Annotated in this window: 28 protein-coding genes and 1 pseudogene; 15 read left to right on the forward strand and 14 right to left on the reverse strand. The window is 37.3% G+C overall.

Annotated features, from left to right (window positions below):
- Position 1 precedes the first annotated feature (1 nt).
- The gene (locus CK503_RS04065; RefSeq protein WP_095605507.1) at positions 2 to 2,746 is read right to left on the reverse strand and encodes an N-6 DNA methylase; all 2,745 of its coding nucleotides are present in this window, start codon (positions 2,744 to 2,746) and stop codon (positions 2 to 4) included.
- Positions 2,747 to 2,882: 136 nt separating this feature from the next.
- Between CK503_RS04065 and CK503_RS04070 the strand changes: the two genes are divergently transcribed.
- Positions 2,883 to 4,334, forward strand: coding sequence for a sigma 54-interacting transcriptional regulator (locus CK503_RS04070; protein WP_095605508.1), 1,452 nt, complete (start codon positions 2,883 to 2,885; stop codon positions 4,332 to 4,334).
- A gap of 150 nt (positions 4,335 to 4,484) precedes the next feature.
- Here CK503_RS04070 and CK503_RS04075 read toward each other — a convergent pair whose 3' ends face one another.
- Complete coding sequence (locus CK503_RS04075) at positions 4,485 to 4,850, reverse strand: hypothetical protein (protein ID WP_095605509.1); 366 nt, start codon at positions 4,848 to 4,850, stop codon at positions 4,485 to 4,487.
- 583 nt (positions 4,851 to 5,433) lie between these two features.
- Between CK503_RS04075 and CK503_RS16045 the strand changes: the two genes are divergently transcribed.
- From CK503_RS16045 to CK503_RS04095, 3 genes are all read left to right on the forward strand, one after another.
- The gene (locus CK503_RS16045) at positions 5,434 to 5,658 is read left to right on the forward strand and encodes a hypothetical protein (protein ID WP_095605511.1); all 225 of its coding nucleotides are present in this window, start codon (positions 5,434 to 5,436) and stop codon (positions 5,656 to 5,658) included.
- Positions 5,659 to 5,978: 320 nt separating this feature from the next.
- Positions 5,979 to 6,593: a tyrosine-type recombinase/integrase gene (locus CK503_RS04090; RefSeq protein ID WP_095605512.1), complete on the forward strand. Its 615-nt coding sequence runs from the start codon at positions 5,979 to 5,981 to the stop codon at positions 6,591 to 6,593.
- Between the two features lie 389 nt (positions 6,594 to 6,982).
- Positions 6,983 to 7,642, forward strand: a complete 660-nt coding sequence (locus CK503_RS04095) for a tyrosine-type recombinase/integrase (RefSeq protein WP_095605513.1) — start codon at positions 6,983 to 6,985, stop codon at positions 7,640 to 7,642.
- A gap of 31 nt (positions 7,643 to 7,673) precedes the next feature.
- Here CK503_RS04095 and CK503_RS04100 read toward each other — a convergent pair whose 3' ends face one another.
- Positions 7,674 to 8,144, reverse strand: a complete 471-nt coding sequence (locus CK503_RS04100) for a hypothetical protein (RefSeq protein ID WP_095605514.1) — start codon at positions 8,142 to 8,144, stop codon at positions 7,674 to 7,676.
- Between the two features lie 175 nt (positions 8,145 to 8,319).
- Between CK503_RS04100 and CK503_RS04105 the strand changes: the two genes are divergently transcribed.
- The 3 genes from CK503_RS04105 to CK503_RS04115 all read left to right on the forward strand — a co-directional run bounded on the left by CK503_RS04105 (position 8,320) and on the right by CK503_RS04115 (position 9,784).
- Complete coding sequence (locus tag CK503_RS04105; protein ID WP_095605515.1) at positions 8,320 to 8,562, forward strand: helix-turn-helix domain-containing protein; 243 nt, start codon at positions 8,320 to 8,322, stop codon at positions 8,560 to 8,562.
- Positions 8,563 to 8,675: 113 nt separating this feature from the next.
- A complete protein-coding gene (locus CK503_RS04110) occupies positions 8,676 to 8,990 on the forward strand; it encodes a helix-turn-helix domain-containing protein (protein WP_095605516.1) in 315 nt (104 codons plus the stop codon).
- A gap of 5 nt (positions 8,991 to 8,995) precedes the next feature.
- On the forward strand, positions 8,996 to 9,784 hold the full coding sequence (locus CK503_RS04115; RefSeq protein WP_095605517.1) for an ImmA/IrrE family metallo-endopeptidase: 789 nt from the start codon (positions 8,996 to 8,998) through the stop codon (positions 9,782 to 9,784).
- Here the strand turns inward: CK503_RS04115 and CK503_RS04120 are convergent.
- The 4 genes from CK503_RS04120 to CK503_RS04135 are packed head-to-tail and all read right to left on the reverse strand — an operon-like array spanning position 9,777 to position 12,465.
- Positions 9,777 to 11,156, reverse strand: coding sequence for a ThiF family adenylyltransferase (locus tag CK503_RS04120; RefSeq protein WP_095605518.1), 1,380 nt, complete (start codon positions 11,154 to 11,156; stop codon positions 9,777 to 9,779). The genes CK503_RS04115 and CK503_RS04120 overlap by 8 nt on opposite strands.
- Positions 11,146 to 11,703 carry a Mov34/MPN/PAD-1 family protein gene (locus CK503_RS04125; RefSeq protein WP_095605519.1) on the reverse strand — a complete coding sequence of 186 codons (558 nt, stop codon included), beginning with the start codon at positions 11,701 to 11,703 and terminating at the stop codon, positions 11,146 to 11,148. Before CK503_RS04125 ends, CK503_RS04120 begins: the two co-directional genes overlap by 11 nt.
- Positions 11,700 to 12,182, reverse strand: a complete 483-nt coding sequence (locus CK503_RS04130; RefSeq protein ID WP_095605520.1) for a hypothetical protein — start codon at positions 12,180 to 12,182, stop codon at positions 11,700 to 11,702. Before CK503_RS04130 ends, CK503_RS04125 begins: the two co-directional genes overlap by 4 nt.
- Entirely contained in the window at positions 12,166 to 12,465 is a 300-nt protein-coding gene (locus CK503_RS04135; protein ID WP_095605521.1) for a hypothetical protein, read from the reverse strand. Before CK503_RS04135 ends, CK503_RS04130 begins: the two co-directional genes overlap by 17 nt.
- A 164-nt stretch (positions 12,466 to 12,629) precedes the next feature.
- Between CK503_RS04135 and CK503_RS04140 the strand changes: the two genes are divergently transcribed.
- Entirely contained in the window at positions 12,630 to 13,523 is an 894-nt protein-coding gene (locus tag CK503_RS04140) for a CBS domain-containing protein (RefSeq protein ID WP_095605522.1), read from the forward strand.
- Between the two features lie 95 nt (positions 13,524 to 13,618).
- Here CK503_RS04140 and CK503_RS04145 read toward each other — a convergent pair whose 3' ends face one another.
- The 4 genes from CK503_RS04145 to CK503_RS04160 all read right to left on the reverse strand — a co-directional run bounded on the left by CK503_RS04145 (position 13,619) and on the right by CK503_RS04160 (position 16,589).
- Complete coding sequence (locus CK503_RS04145) at positions 13,619 to 14,401, reverse strand: hypothetical protein (protein WP_095605523.1); 783 nt, start codon at positions 14,399 to 14,401, stop codon at positions 13,619 to 13,621.
- Positions 14,402 to 14,403: 2 nt separating this feature from the next.
- A complete protein-coding gene (locus tag CK503_RS04150; protein ID WP_095605524.1) occupies positions 14,404 to 14,592 on the reverse strand; it encodes a helix-turn-helix transcriptional regulator in 189 nt (62 codons plus the stop codon).
- A gap of 107 nt (positions 14,593 to 14,699) precedes the next feature.
- A complete protein-coding gene (locus tag CK503_RS04155; RefSeq protein ID WP_095605525.1) occupies positions 14,700 to 15,398 on the reverse strand; it encodes a hypothetical protein in 699 nt (232 codons plus the stop codon).
- Positions 15,399 to 15,404: 6 nt separating this feature from the next.
- The gene (locus CK503_RS04160; RefSeq protein WP_095605526.1) at positions 15,405 to 16,589 is read right to left on the reverse strand and encodes a tyrosine-type recombinase/integrase; all 1,185 of its coding nucleotides are present in this window, start codon (positions 16,587 to 16,589) and stop codon (positions 15,405 to 15,407) included.
- A 434-nt stretch (positions 16,590 to 17,023) separates the two neighbouring features.
- On the opposite strand from CK503_RS04160, the gene CK503_RS04165 reads away from it, so the two are divergent.
- The 5 genes from CK503_RS04165 (at position 17,024) to CK503_RS04185 (ending at position 21,556) form a co-directional block, all read left to right on the forward strand.
- Entirely contained in the window at positions 17,024 to 18,184 is a 1,161-nt protein-coding gene (locus CK503_RS04165) for an SIR2 family protein (RefSeq protein ID WP_095605527.1), read from the forward strand.
- Positions 18,185 to 18,886: 702 nt separating this feature from the next.
- Positions 18,887 to 19,117, forward strand: coding sequence for a hypothetical protein (locus CK503_RS04170; protein WP_095605528.1), 231 nt, complete (start codon positions 18,887 to 18,889; stop codon positions 19,115 to 19,117).
- 38 nt (positions 19,118 to 19,155) lie between these two features.
- Positions 19,156 to 19,977, forward strand: coding sequence for a reverse transcriptase family protein (locus tag CK503_RS04175; protein WP_095605529.1), 822 nt, complete (start codon positions 19,156 to 19,158; stop codon positions 19,975 to 19,977).
- A gap of 333 nt (positions 19,978 to 20,310) precedes the next feature.
- Entirely contained in the window at positions 20,311 to 20,874 is a 564-nt protein-coding gene (locus CK503_RS04180) for a Panacea domain-containing protein (protein WP_217988327.1), read from the forward strand.
- The gene (locus tag CK503_RS04185; protein WP_095605531.1) at positions 20,867 to 21,556 is read left to right on the forward strand and encodes a Fic family protein; all 690 of its coding nucleotides are present in this window, start codon (positions 20,867 to 20,869) and stop codon (positions 21,554 to 21,556) included. The genes CK503_RS04180 and CK503_RS04185 overlap by 8 nt, the downstream gene beginning before the upstream one ends.
- A 188-nt stretch (positions 21,557 to 21,744) precedes the next feature.
- Here CK503_RS04185 and CK503_RS04190 read toward each other — a convergent pair whose 3' ends face one another.
- Both CK503_RS04190 and CK503_RS04195 read right to left on the reverse strand, forming a co-directional pair.
- Positions 21,745 to 22,362, reverse strand: coding sequence for a type IV toxin-antitoxin system AbiEi family antitoxin domain-containing protein (locus tag CK503_RS04190; RefSeq protein WP_095605532.1), 618 nt, complete (start codon positions 22,360 to 22,362; stop codon positions 21,745 to 21,747).
- A 215-nt stretch (positions 22,363 to 22,577) separates the two neighbouring features.
- Positions 22,578 to 23,033, reverse strand: coding sequence for a YccF domain-containing protein (locus CK503_RS04195; RefSeq protein ID WP_095605533.1), 456 nt, complete (start codon positions 23,031 to 23,033; stop codon positions 22,578 to 22,580).
- A 288-nt stretch (positions 23,034 to 23,321) separates the two neighbouring features.
- On the opposite strand from CK503_RS04195, the gene CK503_RS04200 reads away from it, so the two are divergent.
- Positions 23,322 to 24,137 carry a UDP-2,3-diacylglucosamine diphosphatase gene (locus tag CK503_RS04200; protein WP_095605534.1) on the forward strand — a complete coding sequence of 272 codons (816 nt, stop codon included), beginning with the start codon at positions 23,322 to 23,324 and terminating at the stop codon, positions 24,135 to 24,137.
- Positions 24,134 to 25,186 carry a glycosyltransferase family protein gene (locus CK503_RS04205; RefSeq protein ID WP_095605535.1) on the forward strand — a complete coding sequence of 351 codons (1,053 nt, stop codon included), beginning with the start codon at positions 24,134 to 24,136 and terminating at the stop codon, positions 25,184 to 25,186. The genes CK503_RS04200 and CK503_RS04205 overlap by 4 nt, the downstream gene beginning before the upstream one ends.
- Before the next feature lie 39 nt (positions 25,187 to 25,225).
- Here CK503_RS04205 and CK503_RS16050 read toward each other — a convergent pair.
- Positions 25,226 to 25,466: pseudogene (locus tag CK503_RS16050) on the reverse strand (IS30 family transposase); the annotation flags it as partial.

A 25,466-nucleotide genomic window follows, 5' to 3' on the forward strand; every position in this document is an offset into this window, starting at 1 on the left:
ATTATTCTTCTATCATTGGCATTAAAATTTCAAATTGTACTGGCCACATTTCTTCTGGCATAGGATTTTCAGGCTCTCGGAATATGCCATCAAGCTCTTCTACAATCCTTTTTATTTGAGCCCCTCCCAAACCGGTACCTCTATTTTTACCAGCGGATGTTCTTGCTGTAAGATAATCTTCAAAAGTATATCCATCTGGAAACGGCTTTCCATTATTTGCTATTAAAAGTCTTGCAAAAAAACCCTCACTCTCTTCAATCAAACCAACAGTCAAAACAAACTCATAATCAGATTTGTCCTCCGTAAACCCATGCTTGATAGCATTGTCCAGAAGATTTCTAAGCACCGTTTTAAACAAGGCAGGAACAAGAGATACAGTAATTCCTTTGGATGGCCAATTTTCACTTTTCTCTATTCGAACTGAATAGGTATCATCAATATTTACTCCTTGTTTCCAATCTTTTAAAAATTGAAACAATTCGACTTCTTGAAACTTGCTCTTATCAACCCCACTTACAATTCTGTCCATTTCTACTTCCAAAAAGTCGATGGCCGACTGTACATTATATTGTACTCGATCTAACGTACCTTTAATCGTTTCTTCTGGTTTTACTTCTTCACCCGGAAACTGTGGTGCAACGGGTTCCTCCAAAGAAATTACATCCTTTTCATTTAATGACTGTATATAGTTGGAAATGTTATTAATACCGGAAGATACATTGCCAAGAATTTGCATGAAATCATGTTTAAAACCAGACAGAAAATCTTTTTCAACTAATTTTAAACGAGAACTTATATTTTCAATTTCTGCAACTCTTGATTTTGCCACTTTTTTTATCCAGTCTCTAAAAAGAGATGCCTGCTTTCTTAGACTTGGCACCCTAACATATACATCCATCAAATCTCTTATTCGGATGTTAGGTATAGTTGATCCTTTTGGAAGTTTTGTAATTTGATTTCTAACAAACTCTGAATTGAGCTCACTTATCAAATACTCCGGATCCACATCTTTATTTGGCTCCAATACAATAACATTTTTGCCTATGTAAATGGGATTCCCTTCATACTTAAATAAGCTTGGCTTTAGATTGTTACCGACCTTACCTATCAACACTGCATCTTGATCCAAAACCATCAACTTAGAATTGTACTCTGATTTAGTTGATCGTTTAGATATATCCAACACAAAATCTGCGGGGTCATCAGTTAAATTAGACATGTTCATTAATGGATAACTGCCATCCACTTCTTTTCGAGGCAGTTTCAGTCTATTTGAAACCTCTGATAATTTTAAAATTTCCTCATCCTGACTTCTTTGATAAGACTCTGAATATACTTTGGGATTAAAGAAGGTTTGGGGGCCGAACTTAAACTTATTTTGTTCAATTTCTTCCCATGTAACATATCTCGATATACCGCGCTCTTCTTTCTTGCTCTTATACAACGATAGTATGTTATCTAAAGCATCTTGTAAAGACTTATTGGAAATATCCCGACCATTAATAAATAGAGGGGGAGTTTTATCATCTGATTTTGACAACACCAGAATTGAAGTTTCAATACTGGCATAAGGGAGGAAAGCACTTTTAGGTAAGTAGATTATGCTTTTAATATTGTTTTTCTTCGCTAAATTTTTGAGCAGCCCACTTCCATTAAACAGGTGTTTATTGGGAATGATAATAAATGCCTCCCCATCTTCTTTTAGCCCTCCCAACCCACTTAATAAAAATAGTTCTTCTAACGATTTAACGTTTTCAAGATATTTCCAATCTGGCTTATCTTTCCAAAAACTTTTATTCAATTTTCCCCAAGGAGGGTTCATTAATAATAAATCATACTTATTATCTACAGTCTCAAATGCATGATCCAGCAATTTAATCTCATCAATACCAAGCAATATTAGTCTTAAAGCGGATAGAACAAGTATTCTTGGATTCGTTTGAGCAATAGAGATACTGGATTGACCAGAATTATTTTTGATAAACTGAGCTGGTAATTCAGCATAGCTCGTATGTAAATCCGATACCCATTCATAATTGCCATTATCAATTAACTTTCCTACAAATCTTGATAGTTTATTTGGTGTATATCGCTCATTATGACCAGGACGATGAACTAAATTTTCAAATATCCTACCCAGAAAGTTATCAAAAGTTTTTATATCAACAGCAGAAAGCGACCAATCGTAATTAGATAAAAGGTTATAAAATTTAAAAGGAAGGTTATTATCTCCAACCACTTCAAACTTATGAATCTCAAATATTGGCTCAGTATCTGCAAAATCTTTGGGATACTTTCCAAAATAATCTCTAAAAATCATTTCAAAAGGTTCTAAGAGCTCATGAGCAGGCAAATCATTATTGGGTAGCTTTAATAGGTTCAACAATCTTTGCAGATAATTAAAACTATCTCCCTTTAGCTCAAGAGCTTCCTTTGTTGCATTATACCTGAAATAAAAAAGCATTATGATGAATAAATCATAACCTTCACTACCAAACTCGCCTCTCAATCTCTCAATGATCTCCGATAAATCTTCCTCCGAGTACTTTTGGCCAACTATAGATACAAATCCATTTCGAATTTCAAACTGATCATTATTTTCTTTCACACATTCTATGATGTCATTCTCAGTAACCTCATCCACCTCAAGCTGCTCAAAGTACATACCAATATCTACCAAATCTGATATAGACATTGGGCGCTCATTTTTATCAAGTATCTTTCCAATTGCATCAGCTAAAGTCATATTGCCTATCTACATTTTCACTTCAAGTTCGTGTACTAATTAGTACAAATGGTATACCAACCCCTAATTAGACATTAAATCCGCATAATACTTATATTAGACTATCAATAATTTAATATAGTTATCAAATATTGATATGAAAATACTCGTCTCTTGGCTTGCTTACAATAATGATTTCGATAACGGCCAAGTAAATACAGCTGGCCCGACATATAATTACCATCAATACTTCTTTGAGCAGGAAGGCTATGATCAACACCTCCTATTAGCAACTGAATCAAAGGAAGACCTCCCCATAACAAGACTTAAAAATAAACTTGATGCCGACTTCCCCAAACATAATATCCAGCCAAAGATCATTAGTATAAATGATCCGATTGATCTCAAAGAGATCAAAACAAAAGTCGAGCAGATTCTTTTAGAGTATTCAGATGATGAAATCGATATTTTCTTTTCTCCCGGTACCTCCGCGATGCAACTCGCATGGTATATCTGTCATACGACCCTTGGATTACAAACCCGCTTAATCCAACTCAGATCTTCCCGCTTTACCGATGACGATAAACCTGAACGTCTCTTCATAGATGTTGAGTCTACAGAAATACCCAAAGGAGTTATTCTAAAACAGAAGCAAACCTCATCAGATACCTTTGAGTATACCGAAGATTATTTGATAACAGACTCAATAAAACCGGTCTATGAGAATGCCTATAAAGTTGCCCAAACTGATAACGTAACCACCTTAATACAAGGAGAAACCGGCACTGGTAAAGAGCATCTTGCAAGATTTATCCATGAAAACTCCATCAGAAATAACAGTACATATATCCCTATTAACTGTTCAGCCTTTAATGATGATCTTTTAGAATCCAGACTTTTCGGTCATAAAAAAGGTGCTTTTACAGGTGCTAATGAGGATAAAGAGGGGATCTTCAAAAAAGCAGATGGAGGAACAGTTTTTTTAGATGAGATCGGAGATATATCGTCTTATATGCAACAAGTTTTACTTAGAGTTCTGGAAGAAAAAGAGATTACGCCGATTGGCGGGACCCCTGAAAAAGTTGATGTAAGAATAATAACAGCCAGCAATAAAGACTTAGTAGAACTCTGTAAGGAAGATCTGTTTCGGTGGGATCTTTTTTATCGACTAAATGTAGCACCATTAGAATTACCGAGCTTACAAGAGAGAGGTCGAGACGAAATAGAAAAACTTATCAGCTTCTTCGTAAAACAAAAAAAGAAGACACTTAAAAAGGACTCTCAGCTTGAGCTCACAAAAGAAGCTCGAAACCTACTTCTGAATTATGGATGGGCGGGCAATATCCGTGAGCTTGAAAATCTCATTGAGCGACTCTATGTATTCTCCGATAAGGAAGTAACCGTTGAGGACATACCCAGTTTTGTTAAAGAAAATAATAGTGAAAAATCTCTTCTACTGGATGATATTGAGAAAAGACATATTGATTATGTAATGACCCTGTACGATGGAAATCAAACGCGCTCAGCAGAAGCTATGGGAATTGCTTTGAACACTCTCAAAAATAAGATGGATAAGTATGGGTTAGATAGACAGAATTACTTGAATTAGCTATAATCAGCTAATCATATAACAGTTGGTTGGACACAAGGCTTATCATTTTCAATGTAACATAGCAATTTTCATATTTGTCCTGATAAGTTTACCAAGATCTGTTGCTATATCCATTTTACCATTTTCAATTTCAGAATCTTTCACCTGCTATATCAGCCAAATACCAATACAAGTATAATAATCTCTTTTCGATGTAATTTCATGTTCTAAAACAAACTCCATTAACTCATCAATCTTTTGTAGTGCATCTTTATCCCACTCTTTAATAGTTTTCTTATATAGCTTTATAAGGTCCGTTTGCCCACTTTCCTCAAACTCTTTAACAATCATAGTAAATACAGACCCAATCGCAGTCACTGTGGCATAATAGTCCCATCTATCCTGACCAAACCTATTTGCCAGCTCATTGGCATATACATTCATATGTTCTGGTCCGACTACAAGAGGATTAAATCCTGATAGTTTAGCTCGCTCAATAAATAATTCGACTTTCTCCTGATCACTTAGAGACATAGATTACTAAACCAACGCATTGGACTATTTGTCATCAACTTAGTACATACAGTAATGAATTATTATACAAATCTCATTTTTACATAATTGCTTAAAACATTTATATGCTACTATGAGGCCATTCACTAAGACTGGTAAAAAGGCGCTTTATATAAACATTTCCCTATTCCTATTGACAGGTTTAATATTGTACTGGGGTAGCAATGTTTTTAGCGACACCTTTAGTGCATCAGACTCTACGAGAACTATAGTTAAGATTTGGGATTTATTACGATTTACATCGGTGTTGGTACTTATAACAAATCTATTCTCATTCGCAGAGGCAGGCTACTCCGGCTACCTTCAACATAAAGGCACTTCATATACCATGTATGGCATGATCCTTTTCCCAGTCCTACTGGTGTTCATTATGCCGGTAACCTTTATATCTGTGGTAAAAAATTTATATACATTTTTACTACCACTTGCTATAATACATGCCACATCATTTGAATATCTTACAAAATATTATGTCCCTTTCATCGAAAGAAATTGGGATAGATTTGACGATGATCGCCATAGGTTAGTTTAAATATTTTCACTTATGTCAAAGAATATGGCTGAACGTATCGGGGGTTTTTTAAGTACTTTTTATTGGTATTGGTTTATTCCTGTAATATTGGGCCAAATTGCTCTTAGTCTTTGGGATTCACCACACTCTTGGAGAATCACTCATACCAACTTTAATTTTGTGATATTTAGTTTAATAATGTATCACGCTGGTTGGATATTAATTGACTATAAAAGGAAAGAAGAAAAGGAGAATTAAATTGAATCATTCTGTTTCCCCAATGGGGATCTTCATTTCAGCCGAAATAGGGACCCACTTTTTTTGCCTGGTACCCCTTCTTGAAATTAGCTTTGGGGCCCCCTTTTAAAATTCAAGAATGATTTGTAATCCCAGTGAAAGTCACATTCTTGCTGCACATTTGGCCAGACATATCGGCCCCTTTGATCTTATCAACTCATGTTAAATAGTATGTATTAGACCCGATCCTATCTTTCGAAGTGTTATATATCTATATTATTGTTATATAGTATGTATAATATGTAAATGCTGTACTATTAGTTAATTTAACCTTAGATGCTATGGCCAGACCAAAAAAGCTCCCTACGATCATAAATGAAGCCGAAATTCAGGCGCTAACAGCCCAAGCCAACTCAAGATATGTTACCGGTCATCGTAACCGAGTAATGATGCAACTGATGCTAAGTATCGGTCTTAGACTTGCAGAGGTGGTAAACCTTCGCTGGGATGACATCGACTTTCTTTCGGAGGTCCTGATGATCCGAGAAGGGAAAGGCATGAAAGACCGAACACTGTTTATCAAAGATAATAACTGGAGAGGCGTTGATGATAAAACTGCACTCCAAGAATGGAAAGAACGACAGGCCGAAGAGCTGGGAGAGCTGCCTGAATATGTTTTCACAACGATGTCTGCCAACTCCAGCGGAAACCAGTTAAACGACCGGTATGTCCAGGCAATGATCCGACGCTATAGCAAGCGCGCTGGTATCAACAAGAAGATTAGTCCTCATACGCTGCGACATACCTTTGCTACTCGACTATATAAGCACACTAAGGATATAGCCGTTGTTCAGAAAGCTCTGGGTCATAGCGACCTATCTACTACAATGGTTTATGTACATTTGGTAAGCAGCGATGTAGAAAAGGCCTTGTCAAATGTTAAGGATGAAAAGTAGAATTTTCTCGTTACTCTATAATGCTCGCACAAAATGGTCAAATAAAGGTATTAATTCATAAGCTCCAGCTTCTCCAAACTGGGGTTTTAGCCTGAGCACAGCAGACTGCCAAAGTGCCGTATTTTGATGGATTTGGATAATGATCCAGATAAAGAACTTTTTTTATCAAACACACCTTATAAATAAACTTGTCTTTACTTGCAGGCTGCTGCCGATGTTAAACTTCTTTAGCAGATGTCCTTTATGTCGTCTAAATGGAAGTTTGGGCTTTACTCCATTTCGGTGAAATCCTGTCAAGAAGTTTCTTTACGAGTATCGTTTCTGGTCTGCAAGAGCCGTTTTGCGTACCTTTTAGGTGAGTTTCCTAAAATTCTTAAAACCAGAAACCCATGCGGGGTGCCAGACCCTTAACCGACCCGGAAGTCCAGCAGATGTTGAACAAAGGATTTACCGGTAACTACCATCATCGCAACCGGTCTTTATTTGCCATAGGCATTAGTACAGGCTTTCGCGCCAGTGAGCTGTTAGCCCTGCAAATGCGCGACGTGATGCATCGCAAGTATCCAAAAGACTGGATTGCCTTGGAGCGGCGCCATACTAAAGGCAAGACCCAAGGCCGGACCAACCGGCTGATGGAGTTTGCTAAGAAAGCATTGCAACCGTGGATCGATGCCAGATTAGCAACTACAGAGCTTGCTGAGCTGCTTGATGAGCCGCTATTCATCTCCCGGGAAGTAGACACCCGTACGCGCCAAATACAGTCAATCTCCCTCCGGCGCGCCGGAATGATCCTGGCCGATGCCTACCAGCGATGTGGGATTACGGGATCGGTAAGTACCCACTCTATGCGGAAGACCTTTGCTAAAAAAGCTTACCAGGACGCGATTGAGAAATTTCAGACGGGGAAATTAATGAAAGAACCGATCTTTGTAGTTAAAGACCAGCTGGGCCACATGCATATCCAGACAACACTTCGATACCTTTCCTTCCTGGGGAGTGAACTCAGTGAGGATGTCTTTTCTTATCAAGTGGAAGTTTCCACTCACTAAATTGACAAACTTATTTATTAAATAAATAAGTTTATTTACGAGAAGGGTGATTTGGGTTCTCTTTCTTCTTTCGTAGGTAGAACCGGACGGCTTGCAGTTTATCATAAGTTTTCTGTTGCTCTTTCACTCTGTTACCCCATTTCTTCATCGGAGACCAAAGGTTCTCAATTTTCTCCTCGGACATTCCCCAAAAAGGAAAACTTATACAGAGTCCAAAGGTAATTGCAACAAATATGTACCGCATATTTGGCCTATCTGGAAAGAGTTCAGCTACCCTCGATGAAAGAGTGATTACAATAAACCAGAAAACGATGAAAATGAGAACAAATATACATCCCTTAACCAAATAATAGCCATACTTATTGATGACTCTTAAAATCGAAGTCCCAGCTCTTTCCTCCAACACTTTCATTTCTTTGGCCAATTGCTCATAGGTCATCCTCTCCCATTCAAAAGCCTTTCCCTGGAATTTTGTATGTATTTTAGCCCGTTCTTGATCCATCTTCTTGAGATATTGAGGCTTAGATAAATAAGTTTATTGATTTGATAAACAAACTTATTTAGTCAGATAGAATTAACATTTTTTAACAAGAGCCTTACTAACGGTTATAAATATACATATTTTTGTATGGTATACCATGTCGTTTTGATTAGACATTTCGCTTTACTTCTCCCTGATGCAGGGAGACAAAGAACATATCGAACAATCATTTGGCCTGGCGATCAAAGAATTGCGCCAATCAAAGAATTTGTCCCAGGCTAAGCTGGCCGAGCTGGGAAACTTCAACCGGACCTTTATATCTGATCTGGAGAGAGGAGTGTATCAACCTACCTTATTTTCAATATTTCGATTGGCCAAAGCCTTAGAAATAGCTCCTCACAAGATAATCCAACGAGTTGAAGAACTGGCAAAGCAATAAAATTATATAGGACTTAAACGCCTTTATAGGGTCTATTGCTTAAATAAAGCAATTGTTAAAAAAGAAAATTTGATTATATTATAAATATAAATTTATAATATAATCCTTATGCCATGCTATCAACCGAATTTGGGAACAATCTAAAAAAGATTAGGAAAAGCAGAGGATATAATCAGCAAGAGGTAGCTGACAAGATGGAAATGACCCAAGCCTCCATCTCTCAGTTTGAAAAAGGTAAGAGAGTACCCACTCCTTCACTGATCAGAAAATTTGCCAATGCCCTTGATGCAGATGTAGAGGAATTTGTTGGTAGCTCTGATGCAGAGTTTGAAAAACAAATGCTAATGAGAAATGTTAAGGACCTGTCGGCTGACTCAATTAAAAAAATAAACGAATTTGTCGAGCTTATTAAGGCCGGAAATAAGTAGTACAGATGTTAGATGAGTCAGAGATTATAAAGTCAACTATTCATTTAAGAGAGCATGTAGAGCTGAGCTCTAATGATAAAATTGACAATATTGAAAATTTAATTAACCAAGCTGGGTATGAACTTATAAAAAAAGATTTTCAAAATGATTTCTCCGGTTTCTCTAAATACGCAGGTGGGGCGGACTATATAATCGGTTTCAATACTCGACATAATTGGAGTACCGAATTTAAACGATTTACTTTAGCTCACGAACTGGGTCATTTAAACATCCCGAGCCATTTCAGCCTTCTACATCAGAAATCAATTTTAGTCTCATCCCCAGGTTATTATTCTATTGATACTATTGAACAAGAGGCTAATATTTTCGCTATTAACCTTTTGGCTCCCCCTAATATTTTTAAATCAAAACTTGATGAACTATCTATTTCCTTCTCTTCGCTAAAAAAACTGAGCTCTTATTACAAAATTTCGCTTGAAGCTGCTGCAATTCACATGATAAACTTAACAGATGATGACTGTTCTTTTGTAGTGAGTAACTCAGAAAGAGAAATATTATATGATATACGTTCGGAATCTTTTTTCAAGAGACATAGGCACACAACTATTAAAAATAACAACGTAGATAATCGATCTAATGTCTATACCTTTACAGGAAATGATGATTTAATAGAGGAGTCAAAGCTTAAATATTGGTATCCTTCTGTTCAGAATGATTTTACTATTGAAGAACATATTTTTGATTTAGGCTATCAAAATAAAATTGGAACCTTCATAACAGTAGATCCTAACTAATAAGCTCTTTGTATTTATTTTTTGAGTGTATTTTACTTACCAGCTGGGCTCTCCCTGAATAAGGACAATCCGACTTACATTTTGCCCTTCCTTTCCTAAAGGGATCAGGTAAAAAGTCAAAAAACATCCTCCAATCATTGGCCTTATCCTGTGATGCAGACTTGAAGGCCGTTTTAAGAGAAAGTGTGTATAATAATAAGCCAGAAGCAGTTGATAGGAAAGGCAAGGCTGCATCTCTATTGTTGGTAGGGGCTTCCACTTCTGTTTCTTTCTCCTTCTTAACCTCTCCCTTAGAACATTCAAGTTTCACATCTTTAATGTCATCCATTCGACAACGAATACAATCATCAGTATCATAAATATGCCGGTGTAACTGACTAAGCCAATCATGACCAGTCGTTGCATGCAACACAACTAAAGGGTATCTACTCATTATACGAGTTCTTACATCGCGCTCATTTGCCAGGCAATAGATTATATCAAATTTTTCGTCTTTGATTTCTTCTGCTTCATCATACCATTCTATAATGGGCCTACAGCTACCTTCTAAAGTCTCACCCAATATATCAACTTTATTCAGCGCCCGACCATCGAACCAATCTGAATGCTCCGGAATAAAAAGTAGTGACCTATTTGTGTTATGCAGTTGCACTGGATCCTTATCAATCAGAGTTAGTCTACCTTTAAACCCTAAAAGCCGTAACCAATATGTAAAAGCGCTTCCAACTGCTCCCGCTCCGATAATGAATGAGTTCCCAAGATCCGGTTTGCTGTTTAATACTTCTGGATAATTGCCTGCATCAAGCTTTACCTCTTCATAGTCCCACGCGCAGATTGCTAATGATCTGACAGGTTTATCAATCGTTTTCCGTAACAAAGCAGCAGCTGCTAAGGTAGAAGCCATTCCCGCCCCGATTTTGCTTTGATCTCCCCAATCAATACGGCCAATAGGATCTTTGCTTAAAATACCAACTGTTCCTCTACAACCTGTATAATAGGTTGTAGAAACATCTGTGTTACCTACCGTTATACTCGCCTCACAATCCATTAATTTATCTACAACCTGGAAGTCTCCATAAGGATCAATGGACTCAGTGAGCGATTGAATCGCTGCTGAGAACTTTGTCTCATTGATAAGAGGGTAATCATCTATTAAGAGAGGTTCGTCCTCTTCCACAATGACTGCTATTTGACGATGTACTCTGCTAAGCTGGTTTAAAAGAGTTAGAACTAATAATTGACCTATATAGCTCTGGCATGCCTTCTTCGATATAACAACACCGATTTTCTTATTTAAATGATCTGTGTCATCAATAAATGAAATTGTCCTCTTATCCCTTTCCGAATAAAACTCCTCGCTTTTAACATCCATCTTTGACCTCCCGTAAATCAATAAAATTGGGTAATACGTGCAAATTTTGCTTCACAGAATCCTCGCTACAAACAAACCAAGAACCATCATTAAACTGATGGATCGTAGACTCTGATAAATCAGTAAAACCTCGACCGTAATTAGGGACAACAATTGATAACATCCCTTCAAAAGGCATAATGATGAGATGGTCATCACCATCAGAATGTACGGTATCACTGCCTGGATGAGAATGTACTTGGCAAAGAATCGTAAGTCGGTTGGCCCTTGCTCTCCGGCTACATTGGCCAAAATCCTTCTCATCTACCATAACACGGTGTGCTCCATGCTCTGTATTTGGTGCAATTACAGATGTAAATATTGTAAGATTATTCAGCTCTCTACCACACCAGAACACCAAACCCTCATGGCCTCTGATCCCCTCTTTAGAATATTCAGTTAATATATTTCTCGTTTGAGAAATTACAGCTTCCGTAACGGCATATTCTCCAACGATAGGTCCTATTTTTATCTGATTCGTTCTATAGTATGGGTGAAGATACTTCATGATAAACGTGTTCTTGTAAATTTAAAATCACGATGAATTGCACTTAACATATCTCCCATCGTATCCGCAACGATCTTATCTCTTGCTGCATTAAGCCACTGTGCCGGTGACCCCCAATTAGAATGAGGGCCGTTATAATCATTATATGCTAAACGATTAAATGGAGCACAAATGACTCCGTTAGAATGGAAGATAGATGAACCGAATGGGGTGCTTTCACCTTTAGGGAAGTTTTGCTTCTTTACCTGATCACTCCAGCTGGAGTCTGTAAATATCCATCTTGGTGGTATTTCTCTGTAATCATCAAATAAACCTTGCAAATAATACAGGTCATTTGATACCGGCTGTGTAAATACGACCTGTAATTCAAGACGTTCTTCAAGCCACTCAAAGGGAATTTCGTGCCGCTTGGCCCAGGCCTCTGCGGCACGAATCTCTTCCTCAATTTCAAGCTTGGTAATTTCAGTTGGAACTGACACCGCCGCCACCTCCAACTAATTCAAGCTCATCTCCCTCTCTGACTCCTTCGGATACCAAATTTTTGGTGTTATCCAATATATCTTCACCCTTTTGGAATCGAGGTGGCTTTTCTGGTTCATAGCCGAAAGCATCCGCTGCTTCTTTTGCAGCTTCACCTACGTTTTTGTTCTTCTTCCAGGTAAACTCCTTGGAATCAAGGTTACGGGGAGCAAATACCTGTACTGTAATTTTATCTTTAGATTCGTTCTTCTTTTTCTTGGGATTCTTTTCCTTTGTTTTCATAGCATCTAAGACTTAATTATTGTTCGTTGTATAAAAATATAAATCCAAATTTATATAAAATCAAATCAAATAATTCTTAATAAGCTTATTTTATTTTGCCATATTTCTACTAATCCATTATAATGATAATGGATTAGTAACTGTGCAGTTAAAAAAGAGATCTTATGGGTTATCAACTATGGACATCTCCTTTAACCGGGTATCGAAGAAAGGGTACAAGACTCTCTGAAATAAGAAATCTCTTTGAAGAGGGGATAACTGCTAAGGCAATCCTTGAACCTCTGAAATCTTGTCCTATGGATGCGGATTCACAAGAAATGTATAAACGTTTAGAAAAACTTGATTTCGATGTAGCTGGGGTGAAAGAAAACAAGGAATCCCGAGTAGCTGGGTTTATTTACAAAAACGATCTAAAAGATTCGGATTTAGTGGGTGATGCAATAATTGATTTGACACCAAACTTCCTTATAGGTAGTGCTACACCCCTGGCCGAAATATTTGAAATATTGAAAACCAAAGATTTCATATTCGTTCTCGTTGGACAACAAGTTCAGGGTATTATTACCAGAGCTGATCTTAACAAACCACCAGTAAGAATATATCTCTTTGGACTTATCTCTCTTTTTGAAATGCATCTCACCTTTTGGATCCATGAAGAGTATAAAACCGAAGATTGGAAAAAGAGTCTTAACAAGAACCGACTCAAAAAAGCCAAACATATTCAAAAACTACGGAAAGAGCGAAATGAAGAGGTAGGTCTGCTTCATTGCTTGCAACTTTGTGATAAACGAGATTTAGTATTACAAAATGATGCTGTTAGAAAAATTCTCAATTTAGATGACTTGGATACCTCAAAAAATAACCTTGAAGAGATTGAACAGTTAAGAAACTCATTAGCTCATAGCCAGGTTGATATTGCTAATGGCTTAGAGTGGGATCAAGTATTCAAATTAGTGCCCTTCATGGAAAATACTATTAGCCAATCAGATTTAGTTGTTGAAGAGGAAGCATCCAAATCTTCTAAACAAGAAATAATTGATTTTTGGGCAACCGGTTAAGAAGATCACTTACTTAATGATTGCCAATCTTTGTCAACTTTAGCTTTTGAAAATCCAGAGTCCATATCAGATCCTGTCCTTTACCATTTCCAGCATTAGAATGGAATATCATCAACCGATTCACAATTTATATTGAATAAAAACTCTTCAATATTAAATTCCTTTTCTACATCTTTATCAGATTCATATTTTTCTACCATCTCATCTGCTTTTTGGATCAAGTAAGATACTGGATCATCAATTCCCTTCTCTTCCAGGATCTCTAAAGTCTTGCTAATATGTCCTTCTAAAGCAATATCAGAAATGTCTTGTAATACGTTCCTGTTAATCTTTTTAAACTTGTTGATCAAGATTGAGCTAATGTCCTCGTTAATGCTAATGTTAATTGCATCAGCACTGGCCTTGGTCTGCCCCTGAATTTGCTGTTTATTTTGATCCTTAGCCCCTGGCTTGTCCTTGACTTGGGGCAAAGTAAAGCCTGAATCCAAAAAAGCTTTCTTATTTATACAATTTGGATATTTACTTATGAACTCTTCTAAAAGTCCGTGTTTAACCAGTAACTTATAACATGATGGGCCCAAATTGTTACCAGTTGATAAAGTTCCCCAAGTTTCTCTGACAAAGTATTCAAGCCATAAAGTAGATTCATCCAAGAAGCTTATGGGGTATTCACTTGAACCTATTTTCTTGACAAAACTATTAAGATCAAGCTCCCCACCACAATGAAATTCAGCGAGCTTACAATTATGTTGATAAACCCCAACATTGTCACACTTAGTATTTACAAACCACCAAAATAACTTTTCAGCCTGGTTAAAATCACTGAAAAACGGTTTATCCCAAATCCTAATCTCTAAACTTCGTTTCTTCGAATCCATAATTATTCCCTCCCTGCTTCCTTGCGCTCTTCAAGCCATTCCTCAATATCAGACACCTTCCATCCAACGGCGCGCTCATGGATCTTTATCTGGGGAGGCAGTTCACCGGCTTTTTTCATCCGGTATAGGGTGGCAAGGGAGATAGATAATTTCTCTGCTAATTCTGCGGGGCGTATGATTAGATTCTTCATGATCAAGCATAGAGTTAATTGCGATTGCTTGATCTTATATTAGGGAGGATGAGAAAATTCCGTCTTAAAAAACTTGTTGGAAAAGCGTTGTAAATGTATTGGAAGTGCTAATTTTCGCCTTCATCCTGTTCGTAAAGAAAGGAATCTTCCCGAATTTGATCTATTTTTTCTTCAAGCCTTTTTGTCCAATGTGCTAAAGTACTATTACCGGTATTCTCAAGTTCATCTTTCATTTTTACATTTTTACAGTTACTAATCACAAAGTCCCGAATTTTCATCAAACCAAGTGAGGTACTTTTAAACAAGAAGTACCCTTTTAAAAAGTTCTCTATAGTTGATTGGCCAGTTTCTGAATGATTACTACTTGAAATCGCTATAGATACACTCTTAATGGCCTTTGTTAAGTTAGACCCCTTCTCCCATAATTGTTTTTTACTTACTATTGGTTCAACTGAGCCGTGCAGTATATATATACTTAGAAAGGTTTCAATTGCATAAAGTTTAGACTGTAAATGATGATATGAATGTAACAGAGCGGCTAAGTAAAAAATACCTTGTTCTCCTCGTTTCGAAACTGCTTCAATATCTTTTTTTAAATCAGCAATTTTGTCTGTTAGAACATCTTTTAATGCTCTAATTTCAGCTATCCCATGTTTTGAGTAAACCTTTCCTAAATTCATCTGAAACTCTTGAGACTTATCTTCAAATATTTCATCCAAAGAGGGATGCCCGGCAAGCACTGCTCCAAAACCAATATCAGAAATTGATATTGGAGGATTCCCATCATTTAAATCTAATTTTGCCATAACTAATTACTCCTTCTCTGTTAATATTTTGTTTAGATAGGCACTCCACTTTTCCAATGCCTCTCTCTTTTCATCAGTATAACTGTGTCGGTCATAAATAGCCGTAACCTGAGTATCTCCCGCCAGGCCTTTATGGTTGAGTATTTTCCCCAAGACGGTACGATCGACCTTCATCTTTGCCATATATGTTGCAACTGTGCGTCGCAAATCATGTGGACGAAAGTCGGGAACTTTAGAGTTGTCCTGAATAAATACCCTTGCCCTGGTGAGCCAGGAAATGGGCTCATTTTCCTTTTGAGGAGACTTGAATACATAATCACTGTCCTCATTCATTTCCCGCATCTTTTGGATGGTTTCTAACGCCATTTCAGAAAGCGGTACTTCATGAGGTTCTTTATTCTTGGCCAACTCTGCCGGGATAGTCCAGATCCCGTCATTGAGATCGCTCCACTTCATCTGCATGGTTTCGGTTTTCCGCTGACCGGTTATCAACAACATTTTCAAAACCGACTGGGTAGGTTCTTTCTGTCTCTCAAAGAACTTCCACAACTCTTTTATTTCCTTCTTACTATAAAATCTATCCCTCTTCGTATTACCGTCCTTATAAGTGGGTATTCCCTCCACTGGATTACTTTCAACCCAACCCCTGCCAATACCAAAATTATATATCTTTGATAACCGAGCCCTAATGCGATTAGCCATTGTTGGCGACTTACCCTTGAGTGCTTTTTTGTCTAATAACTCTCTAATTCGGTCCTTCTCTATTTCTTTAGCAGGAATTGTTTTAAGGTCAGGAAGCAGTTCATTGTCAATAATTCGCTCATATTCCTTTCGCGTACTTTCCCGCAGGGTAGGTAAATGTAACTTCTTAAACTCTTCAACGAGCTCTCCAAATGTTGGCAAGTCTTTTTTCTTCCTTTTTGTTTTTTTCTCCTCTTGGGGATCCTTGCCTTTTGCTATATCAGCTGCAAGGTCTTTAGCAATATCCCGTGCTTCGGCCAGCCCTACGTTAGGAAACTTTCCAATGGTATAACGCTTTCCCTTTGCACCATAACGATAGATAAAGGTTTTATAGCCAGTGGGAGTAACTCTTACAGCCAGGTTGTCAATCAATTCATCATAAATCTCAATCCTTCTATCTGGAGGATCTATGTTTTTTATATAAGTATGCGTTAGCTTCTTGGTTTGCACTTGTACCTCTTTCCAAATTCAGTAGGATTAATCTCTGGGACAGCCATGGGACAGCCCAATCATGAGGTACTATGCCAAATTTAGGTAAGACATGCAACCTTATGAGAACGAACAGAACACCATAAAGCCATGCATATCAATAATTTAGGACTTCTTATAAAATATTATGAGAAATTATGAGATAAGATATAGTCGCTTCCTGTCACGCAGGAGGTCGCGAGTTCGAATCTCGTCCGGATCGCTTTTACATAAGCCGCTGACTCCCAAGGAGTTAGTGGCTTTTTTGTTTTAGTATAAACCTTCCCAATTCTTGCCCTGTGTTAACTCTGGTACTAGAATGGTACTAGCACAGCATTCTCTCTTGTAGATTCATTTTACTGGCTTAGGCTGTTTATTTATTATTCGAGTACCTTTTAAATCATTTAAAAACTATTATGAATATTAATTTATTTACGGGGTCGGGGATACATTTTGAAAATGATATACCAGGTGTAGGCAGACTTACGGAAGAGGTTCTAGATGGAGAATGGTTTAGGAACTCCGATGGCAGATATTTTCCGATAGAAGATATTGGCGGCCCACTGGCTGAATTAAACAAGGTCGACCCACACCAAGATTTTTTGAAGCTTTTGAAAGAACTAAATGATAGATACTTATTTGATGGCTATCCTAGAATCGAATCCAATTATGAAGATCTTTACTTTTTAGTAGAACAAATCAATAAAGTAGAAAACGGTTCTATTGATAGTCTTCCGGTTAGTCGATTTATCAATGATATCATTCAACACACCTTTTCTTTTAGAAAAGACGCATCATTAACAAATGAACTAACAAGTCTATCGCAATTCACCCATAATACTCTCAACTTTCTTGAACATGCTGTTAGGTACCAACTTTTGGGGTATAAACCGGTTGGATTAGAACTAATTTCTCAAATTGTTAATCAGGAAGAGTTAAATAAGTTAAATATACTATCCCTGAACCATGACGACCTATTTGAAAAACACTTAAATGATCTGGGTTCAGATTTCTTTGATGGGTTTGATGAAGTTGATGGAGAAGTTATTTGGTATAACGATAGTTTTGGATATAAAGAAACAAAAATACGGTTATTTAAACTCCATGGCTCAGTAGATTGGTATTATGCCACTAATGAGAATACAGGCAGAACTGGTTATGCAAAGCTTACAGGAGATGATATCTGGCATATCGAAGATGCGGATGGCAACTGGGTGAGACCAAATATGACACAGGGGCACTTTTTGTCCGGCTATGGAAAGGACAAAAATTATCACTTCGGTATATACGCTGATCTTCACAATGCCCTTTATAACGAATTGAAAAGTTCAAATCATATCTTAATGTCAGGGTATGGCTGGGGAGACAAAATTATCAATGGAAAATTGCAAGATTGGACCTATCAGACAGTAGAAAATACAATTACTATTATTCATCCAAATAAAGAAAATCTTTTAGAGGAATCACTTAAAAAAACAAGCTCTTTAGCTTCTTTAAACCGAAATAATAAAATTAATTTCGTTGAAAAGGGATTTGAAGAATCAAGGTTTGAAGATATTGAGGAGTATTTGAATTAATCTGTCTTGGCTAACAACAAACAATTATTTCAGCTTTCAAAAAGCTTTTAAGGGCAACAAAGTATTTCTATTGTTGATTTCCGTCTTACACGGCCCATCAGATATATACCATCGTCAATGATACGAAACCTTAAAAACATAGCATCCCAAACAATTTTCAAGAGAACGCAACCCTTATGAAGCTTTAAAGTCTACTTTTTGGGTGGTAATGGAGGATTGTCTCAATTGTATTTACTAGCCTAAAATTGATCATATATTCAAGTAGAGTCAGTTATTTACGCCTATAATATTGCTGCAACCCCGTGGGGTATAAAGACTTTCTAATTTTACTGATCAGCAAAATTCAATTATTTTGCATTGTTCTTTGACATCTACTGTTAATGTGAGGCAAATGCTTATGTGAAGCTCATTGAAGCCGATTCAGTTCGGTAGCAACTCGTTGAAGTTGCCCCTATAGGTGTGGCATATTCGTTCCTCCTCTCGTGCCCTCGTGGATCTTTCCACATTGCACCCATCGTTGGAGGACACATTTCCACACTCTCTTGAGGACTCTATGTTTTCCCAGACTACTTGGGACAGGTTTCTCACCAATTGGGAAGGATTTAAGTATGGAGTAGTACGATGGACCATAGCATTTGTTTGTGGGACAGGACATCTGTTATAAGAGTCCATTAATTAACCGCAATTAAATCCATACTAATTATGGAACCTCAATCTTATATCTTTAAGAAGAAAAAGTTAACAGTGGAGAAAGACCGTACTACTCTTTCTGTCACAGAAGTTGAAATGCCGTTGAGTGCTGAGCAGCAGCCTGATAACGAGCAACCTGGTTTTTTCAAACGATATGTGATGCCTACTTTTTTTAGGCTTATTCAATATCTACCGGTATTTATCAAGTTGTTGTCAACTATGCAGGAGGCAAGTCAGTGGTAGTGGCGAGTCCTTCCCTTTCTTTTTAAACCCAATTACAGATGATAAAGAAACCTGAAAGATTAGCCTTCCTTCTCAGCTATAAGCTTTCTAAGCTTAAATCAATAGCCTCAAAGGCTCATGAGTATTACTACGAAGATAAGGAACCCAAAACAGATGATGACGGTAACGTTAGAAAAGAGAATGGTGATATAGTTTACCGCATACTCCATCCAAGCAGAGGTGTTTTAAAGCATATACAAAAGAGAATTCAAAAGGTCATCTTTAGAGAACTAGAGTTCCCTGATAATATCCAAGGAGGAATTAAAGGTAAAAGTAACATTACTAATGCCGAACTTCACAAAGGGCATAAATATTTTCTTTGCACTGATCTAAGTAAGTATTATCCCTCTGTAGGTCATGAACTAGTTTTCAATGCTTTGGTTGACAATGGTTTTTCTCATGATGTTAGCCATCTTTTAACCCGCCTAACTACTTACAAATATTCCTTACCCCAAGGTACTCATACTAGCCCTTATTTAGCCAATTTAGTGTTCTCAAAATATGATGAGCAGCTAACTAAACTTTGTGAAGACAAAGGACTTACATATAGTAGATACGTAGATGATATTGTTATATCTGGAAAGCATGACTTTAAGAATGAAATCACAGGAATATTAGAAGTTATCCATTCATCTCCTTTCAAAATTAACCACCAAAAAACCTTCTATAAAATTGGCCCTACTGTTGTTACAGGTATAGTAACAAAGAATAATGAGTTAGCTCCAAGAGAGGATCAAATTGAAAAGCTAACAGATGCAACTTTGAATGAAGCATCAAAGAAAGGACTCTTAGAATATATTCAGCAAGTCAGGAATAGTTAGATTTTGAGTTGGTAAAAACACCCATTTCTATCCATTATCCCGCAAATTTCGCTTCTAAGCGCCTATCCTCAATTAATTAATACTACTTACATTCAGACCAAATCATATATTTAACGTTTGCTTCATATAGTGGAGTGAATAGAGATCAATTAATCCTTATAGGCTTGAACAAAGCCCTTTAAGGAGTTAACCTATTTTTATTATAAATTATAATATATTATGTTTGTTTTCCGTTTTGGGAGGCTATAATCAGGCATCTACATCGTCAAAATGCAAAACTTAGAAAACATAGCCGGACACATCTTAAATAAGTTTCAGGGGAATATAACCCCTATGAAACTTCAAAAGCTACTTTACTATGTTAAGGTGTGGACAACTGTGGCTGGCAAAAAGACTATTTCTAATACTCCGGATCAAGCTTTTTATGCTTGGAAATATGGCCCCGTAAATCCTGAAATTTATCATGAATACAAAGGGTACGGCAAAAATCCCATAAAAGATATTCCACTGTTTAGCCCAATTCCTTCAAATGAAAAGAAGTTAATTAATTTCATTGTTGACAGTTATGGGTGCTATAATGCTATTACCCTGTCAAAAACGACTCACACAGAAGAACCGTGGATAAAAAATCAGGAGTTTGGTGGGAAAATTTCTGATGAAGAGATATTAGACTACTACTCTAAGGAGAGTTTTGCTCAAAATTTTCCTTTAGATAAGGACAATAAATTCTACCCGCCTAAGACTACCAGTCATCATGCTTATGTATTTGATATGGCAGAAGATGATGAAGCAACCAATGTCTATTTTGATTCTCTGGACGAATATCTGGACGAGTTTAATAAGGCTTCTAAGGAAGCCCACCTCTTTATGAATTCAAATACAGAAATCTTTGGCTAAAAGTGGCGAATTATCTCAATTAAAAGAATTAATAGAGGTATTCCCTGATAAATTTCCGCCTACTGATGAAGGCGTAAAAGCGGCCAATGCCTTAGCCAGAACTAATTACGAGGCTCTGGATAATGAAATTCTGCCAGATATTAACAGGCGGATACAGGAAGGAAGTTTAGTTCTCACCGATCATATCTGTTTACAGTTATGTAAAATTCTCCATGAATTCCTTTTTTCGGATATTATTTCAATTAATGGACAATTTCGAAAAAAAGAACACCCCAATAAGGGTGCCGTTTTCTTTGGCGGACAAAAAAGACAGGAATTCAGACCACGCTTTAGAGGGGCTCCGCCTGATAAAATACAAGACCATCTAAAAGAGTCTTTTAGTTTTTTGCGGAGAAAAAATGAAGACAAAGCGTTAGAAAATGCTCTTCATTTTTATCAGAAGTTTGTTTTTACCCACCCCTTTTATGACGGCAACGGTCGAATTGCCCGACTGTTTGTAAATATGTATTTATATCAATTTGGATTGTACATCAATTGGAAAAATCTTCAGGATAAAGGCTCCTTTCTTAAAAAACTGAATTACTACCATGAAACGAATATAGAAGAACACTTTGGCTGGTGGGTTCAAGTATGTGAAAAGGAAGTCTTCGAGATTTCGGAAGAAGATGAGGAATCAGAGTAGCATTTTCTCAATATGCCCCTACTTATGATCTTTACGGGTCAAAAACAGTGTTTATTTCGAATTTAGGCTGATCTATTTCTTTTTAATAGTAAACCATTGATCATTGAATGGTTTTGGGACGAAAGTATCGGTAACCAAGCACCCGAGTTTATCTTTTCAACTTTTGTCAATAAAACCTTTGCCAATATTTAGCCATGTGCAATTGTTTCCGCATAAGGTCGAATCACATTTTGCACTCTACATATATTAGCAAACCTCTCAATATCGTTAAATGAAGTTTTATTCTCTCTCATTCCGTCTTTCAAAGCTTCTATAGCTATATCAAGTCCTATCTTATTTCTAAATTTAAAACAGTCGGCAATCGTCTTGGCTGGATTATAGATTTGTACTTTTATCCCATCCACTTCATGCTCTTTAACTCCTTCGGTGAGACTCTTACCTGAGAAGCGATAGACTTTAATGGGAGGATGGTCAAGCTTGGGATCTCTACTGGTCCTGGGAAGAGCAATATGGACCTTGTGTGGAATTTCTGTTGTCATCTCGTGAAAATCCAGTGCTGAAACAAGACAAAGTTTAGCCTTTGGGATTTTCTTTGCTACAATCGCCAGATCAGGATTAGAAAGCATATCAGTATCTGAAAGTTTGTACACTCCACGCTCAAGCTTAGTTAGGAACCCTTTCTCCTCCATATGATAAAGTGTACGCCGGTATATACCCTCATCCAGAGCTTCTGAAGTTCTGAGTATGCCTCCATGTTTTTTAAAAACATTTATGGCATTATCTATCTTTTCTTTTGAAACATACATGTGCACAATTTTGCATACATTTATTTATAAATGTATGCGTTTTTGTACATAAGTGCAACTTTTCGGATGTCAGCATTCCTTTTATCTTGATACAAGGCTACCTCTCACATCCCGTTCAAAAAATACCCAGAAAGGCATGTTCGCTTTTTGCGAAACCTCTTTCAATAAAGTAGGATATCTATACCACTTGAGAAGAAAGCTCCCTAATAAATGATTTAGTTTCTATACTCTCCAACAACCCGTTCAGCATTCTTTTCCCGGGCCCGCTCTGCAACCTCTTTATCAACAACTTCTTTTCCAATAGGTGATAAAGAAATACGAGCAAGTTTACCGTGCTGAATTCCAAATGGAATCCCAATAATGGTTATAAAACTCACGATCGCTGCTAAAGCATGGCTTAAAGCAAGCCAAAAACCACCAAATATAAACCAAATTACATTTCCTAACATACCCCAACCACTGGTACCAACATCTTTTTTTCCTGTTAACACTTCTCGGTTAATTGCTTCTTTACCAAATGGGAAAAAAGAAAGTGTTCCTATTGTAAAACAAGCCTTCCCCCACGGAATCCCAATAATGGTTATGAACATAATAACCCCTGCAAACCACCATAAAAGGCCAGCCATAAACCCTCCAAACAAAAACCAAAGTACATTACCCAATGCTTTCATATCGCTTGCCTATAATTTCAAAACGTTTGGAATTAAATAGAAAATAATTAGAGAATTTCGAAATTCTGCTAAAGTCCAAACAACTGAATTTGAGAATCCACTTTAAAAACCTTTCTAAACACGCCAATATCCAGATCAAGTGTCTCCCTATAATTCTCCTATCAATATTCTGGGAAACCGTCCTCTGCTTTAACTTTAAATAATCAAATGATTACTACGGATTAATATATAGGACATTATGAGATAATACAGGTTTCGTTTTTTAAGAAAAAAGTACTTTAAGCGTATATGAAAAAGCGATCCGTAGACATTGTTGTTCTTTCAGACTTACACTTAGGAACTGTTGGGTGCCATGCCAGAGAATTGACTCAGTACCTCAATTCCATCGAGCCCCAAATGTTAATTTTGAACGGCGATATTTTTGATATGTGGAATTTCAAAAAATATTACTGGCCCAAATCACATATGCGTGTCATAAAATGTTTCTTAAGTATGTTGGCTAATGGCACTGACATCTACTACTTGACTGGTAATCATGATGAGGTCATCCGGAAAATATCGAGCCTTCAAATTGGGCCACTTTTTGTAAAAGATAAGCTACTCCTTGAGCTAAACGGGGAAAAGGTTTGGATTTTTCACGGAGATATTCTTGATATCACCATGAAACATACCAAATGGATAGCTAAAATCGGTGGACACGGATATGACATGCTGATTTTGCTCAATCGCCTAATAAACTATATGAGCAAAAAAATGGGCTATGGAAAAATGTCACTTTCAAAAAAGATCAAAGATAATGTTAAGAAAGCCATAAAATTTATTGACGACTTTGAGATAGCGGCTATAGAACTGGCCATACAGCATGAATATGACTATGTGATTTGTGGCCATATTCACCAACCTAAAATTAGGGGTTATCAGAATGAAGAGGGATCCGTCATCTATATGAACTCCGGCGATTGGATCGAAAATCTCACGGCCTTGGAATACCATCAGAACGAGTGGTCAGTATATAGGTATTACGACGACAAATTCATCAAGAGAGACGCTACGGCAGAACTACCAATTCGAAAATCCATTAAAAAAACATCCATTATCAGATGAAAATACTGTACGGCATACAAGGTACCGGACATGGACACATAAGCCGTGCCCGGGAACTGTTGCCTAAACTCTGTAAAGGGGCCAATGTGGACCTGTTAATCAGTGGTTACAATTGTGAACTTTCCCTGGAAAGGGATATTCGTTACCGGAAGCACGGCATAAGTATGAACTATGATAGCAGAGGAGGCATTTCCATTTTAGAAACGCTCCGTTCTCTTCGCCCGATTCGTTTTATCACTGATACCCAGTCGATTCCAATCGAGGAATACGATCTTGTGATTAGTGATTATGAGCCGGTGACGGCCTGGGCTGCTAAAACAAAAAATGTTCCGAGTCTGGCATTAAGCCACCAAGCTGCATTTCTATCACAAGCTACACCACGCCCCAAAACACGTTCGAGATTTGCAGAAGCTATTCTTCAGCACTTTGCTCCAACCGATCATGCCATCGGATTTCATTTCAAGACGTATGATTCCTTTATAGAGCCACCTATCATTCGGTCAGAAATTCAAAAGCTTTCTCCATCGCAAGCCGAACATATAACCGTATACCTTCCGGCTTTTGATCCCAATCTGTTAACTACCACCTTTCACAGATTTGATCACTATAATTGGCATATATTTTCGCCAAGTTGCAATAAGTATAGAAAAAGCAAAAATGTTCAGGTGTATCCAGTTAGCAACCAAATTTTTCTCGAAAGTTTTGAAAGTTGTCAAGGTGTTATTACCAGTGCAGGCTTTGAAATGTGTGCTGAATCAATGTATCTCGGCAAAAAACTCCTGACTATACCGATTCGCAATCAATATGAGCAACTGTGTAACGCTGCTGCCATGAAAGAGCTTGATGTAACCGTTCTGCATAGTATTTCTGATCAGCTTCAAGAGCTTGAACGATGGTTAGCATCGGACCGCGTGGTACCTCTCAATAATTCGGCGGATGTTGAAAACCTTGTTACAGATATATTTTCGCTGACAAAAACGAAATCGCCAATGCCAACTTTCCCTCCTGCTACAAGAACTAAAGATTATAACCTTCCTTCCATTTTTTAATCCACTTTAAAAGTAGTACCGCTTTTATATTTGCTGTGTTCAAGTAACTAATGCAACACTGCGGTATTTTAGGGTTTGTTGAATAGGATTAAGGTAATCAAATTTTCGTACCGGTCGAAAATTCAGATATTGCTCCACGGTTGTGATGCGCTCCTCGGAAACCGTTCGAAGATCCATGCCCTTGGGAAAGAACCGGCGAATGACGCCAATCCTGTTTTCGACTGTTCCTTTATCCTGGGAGGTATACGGGCGGGTAAAGTAGGTGTCCGCCTGGAGCTGT

It is taken from the genome of Fodinibius salipaludis, from assembly GCF_002287075.1.
GTDB lineage: Bacteria > Bacteroidota > Rhodothermia > Balneolales > Balneolaceae > Fodinibius > Fodinibius salipaludis.

Excerpts from the sequence above, each read along its gene's own strand:
- CK503_RS04065 (WP_095605507.1), bottom strand. The coding sequence starts at position 2,746 with ATGACTTTAGCTGATGCAATTGGAAAGATACTTGATAAAAATGAGCGC.
- CK503_RS04070 (WP_095605508.1), top strand. The coding sequence starts at position 2,883 with ATGAAAATACTCGTCTCTTGGCTTGCTTACAATAATGATTTCGATAAC.
- CK503_RS04075 (WP_095605509.1), bottom strand. The coding sequence starts at position 4,850 with ATGTCTCTAAGTGATCAGGAGAAAGTCGAATTATTTATTGAGCGAGCT.
- CK503_RS16045 (WP_095605511.1), top strand. The coding sequence starts at position 5,434 with ATGTCAAAGAATATGGCTGAACGTATCGGGGGTTTTTTAAGTACTTTT.
- CK503_RS04090 (WP_095605512.1), top strand. The coding sequence starts at position 5,979 with ATGGCCAGACCAAAAAAGCTCCCTACGATCATAAATGAAGCCGAAATT.
- CK503_RS04095 (WP_095605513.1), top strand. The coding sequence starts at position 6,983 with ATGCGGGGTGCCAGACCCTTAACCGACCCGGAAGTCCAGCAGATGTTG.
- CK503_RS04100 (WP_095605514.1), bottom strand. The coding sequence starts at position 8,144 with ATGGATCAAGAACGGGCTAAAATACATACAAAATTCCAGGGAAAGGCT.
- CK503_RS04105 (WP_095605515.1), top strand. The coding sequence starts at position 8,320 with ATGCAGGGAGACAAAGAACATATCGAACAATCATTTGGCCTGGCGATC.
- CK503_RS04110 (WP_095605516.1), top strand. The coding sequence starts at position 8,676 with ATGCTATCAACCGAATTTGGGAACAATCTAAAAAAGATTAGGAAAAGC.
- CK503_RS04115 (WP_095605517.1), top strand. The coding sequence starts at position 8,996 with ATGTTAGATGAGTCAGAGATTATAAAGTCAACTATTCATTTAAGAGAG.
- CK503_RS04120 (WP_095605518.1), bottom strand. The coding sequence starts at position 11,156 with ATGGATGTTAAAAGCGAGGAGTTTTATTCGGAAAGGGATAAGAGGACA.
- CK503_RS04125 (WP_095605519.1), bottom strand. The coding sequence starts at position 11,703 with ATGAAGTATCTTCACCCATACTATAGAACGAATCAGATAAAAATAGGA.
- CK503_RS04135 (WP_095605521.1), bottom strand. The coding sequence starts at position 12,465 with ATGAAAACAAAGGAAAAGAATCCCAAGAAAAAGAAGAACGAATCTAAA.
- CK503_RS04140 (WP_095605522.1), top strand. The coding sequence starts at position 12,630 with ATGGGTTATCAACTATGGACATCTCCTTTAACCGGGTATCGAAGAAAG.
- CK503_RS04145 (WP_095605523.1), bottom strand. The coding sequence starts at position 14,401 with ATGGATTCGAAGAAACGAAGTTTAGAGATTAGGATTTGGGATAAACCG.
- CK503_RS04150 (WP_095605524.1), bottom strand. The coding sequence starts at position 14,592 with ATGAAGAATCTAATCATACGCCCCGCAGAATTAGCAGAGAAATTATCT.
- CK503_RS04155 (WP_095605525.1), bottom strand. The coding sequence starts at position 15,398 with ATGGCAAAATTAGATTTAAATGATGGGAATCCTCCAATATCAATTTCT.
- CK503_RS04165 (WP_095605527.1), top strand. The coding sequence starts at position 17,024 with ATGAATATTAATTTATTTACGGGGTCGGGGATACATTTTGAAAATGAT.
- CK503_RS04170 (WP_095605528.1), top strand. The coding sequence starts at position 18,887 with ATGGAACCTCAATCTTATATCTTTAAGAAGAAAAAGTTAACAGTGGAG.
- CK503_RS04175 (WP_095605529.1), top strand. The coding sequence starts at position 19,156 with ATGATAAAGAAACCTGAAAGATTAGCCTTCCTTCTCAGCTATAAGCTT.
- CK503_RS04180 (WP_217988327.1), top strand. The coding sequence starts at position 20,311 with ATGAAACTTCAAAAGCTACTTTACTATGTTAAGGTGTGGACAACTGTG.
- CK503_RS04190 (WP_095605532.1), bottom strand. The coding sequence starts at position 22,362 with ATGTATGTTTCAAAAGAAAAGATAGATAATGCCATAAATGTTTTTAAA.
- CK503_RS04195 (WP_095605533.1), bottom strand. The coding sequence starts at position 23,033 with ATGAAAGCATTGGGTAATGTACTTTGGTTTTTGTTTGGAGGGTTTATG.
- CK503_RS04200 (WP_095605534.1), top strand. The coding sequence starts at position 23,322 with ATGAAAAAGCGATCCGTAGACATTGTTGTTCTTTCAGACTTACACTTA.
- CK503_RS04205 (WP_095605535.1), top strand. The coding sequence starts at position 24,134 with ATGAAAATACTGTACGGCATACAAGGTACCGGACATGGACACATAAGC.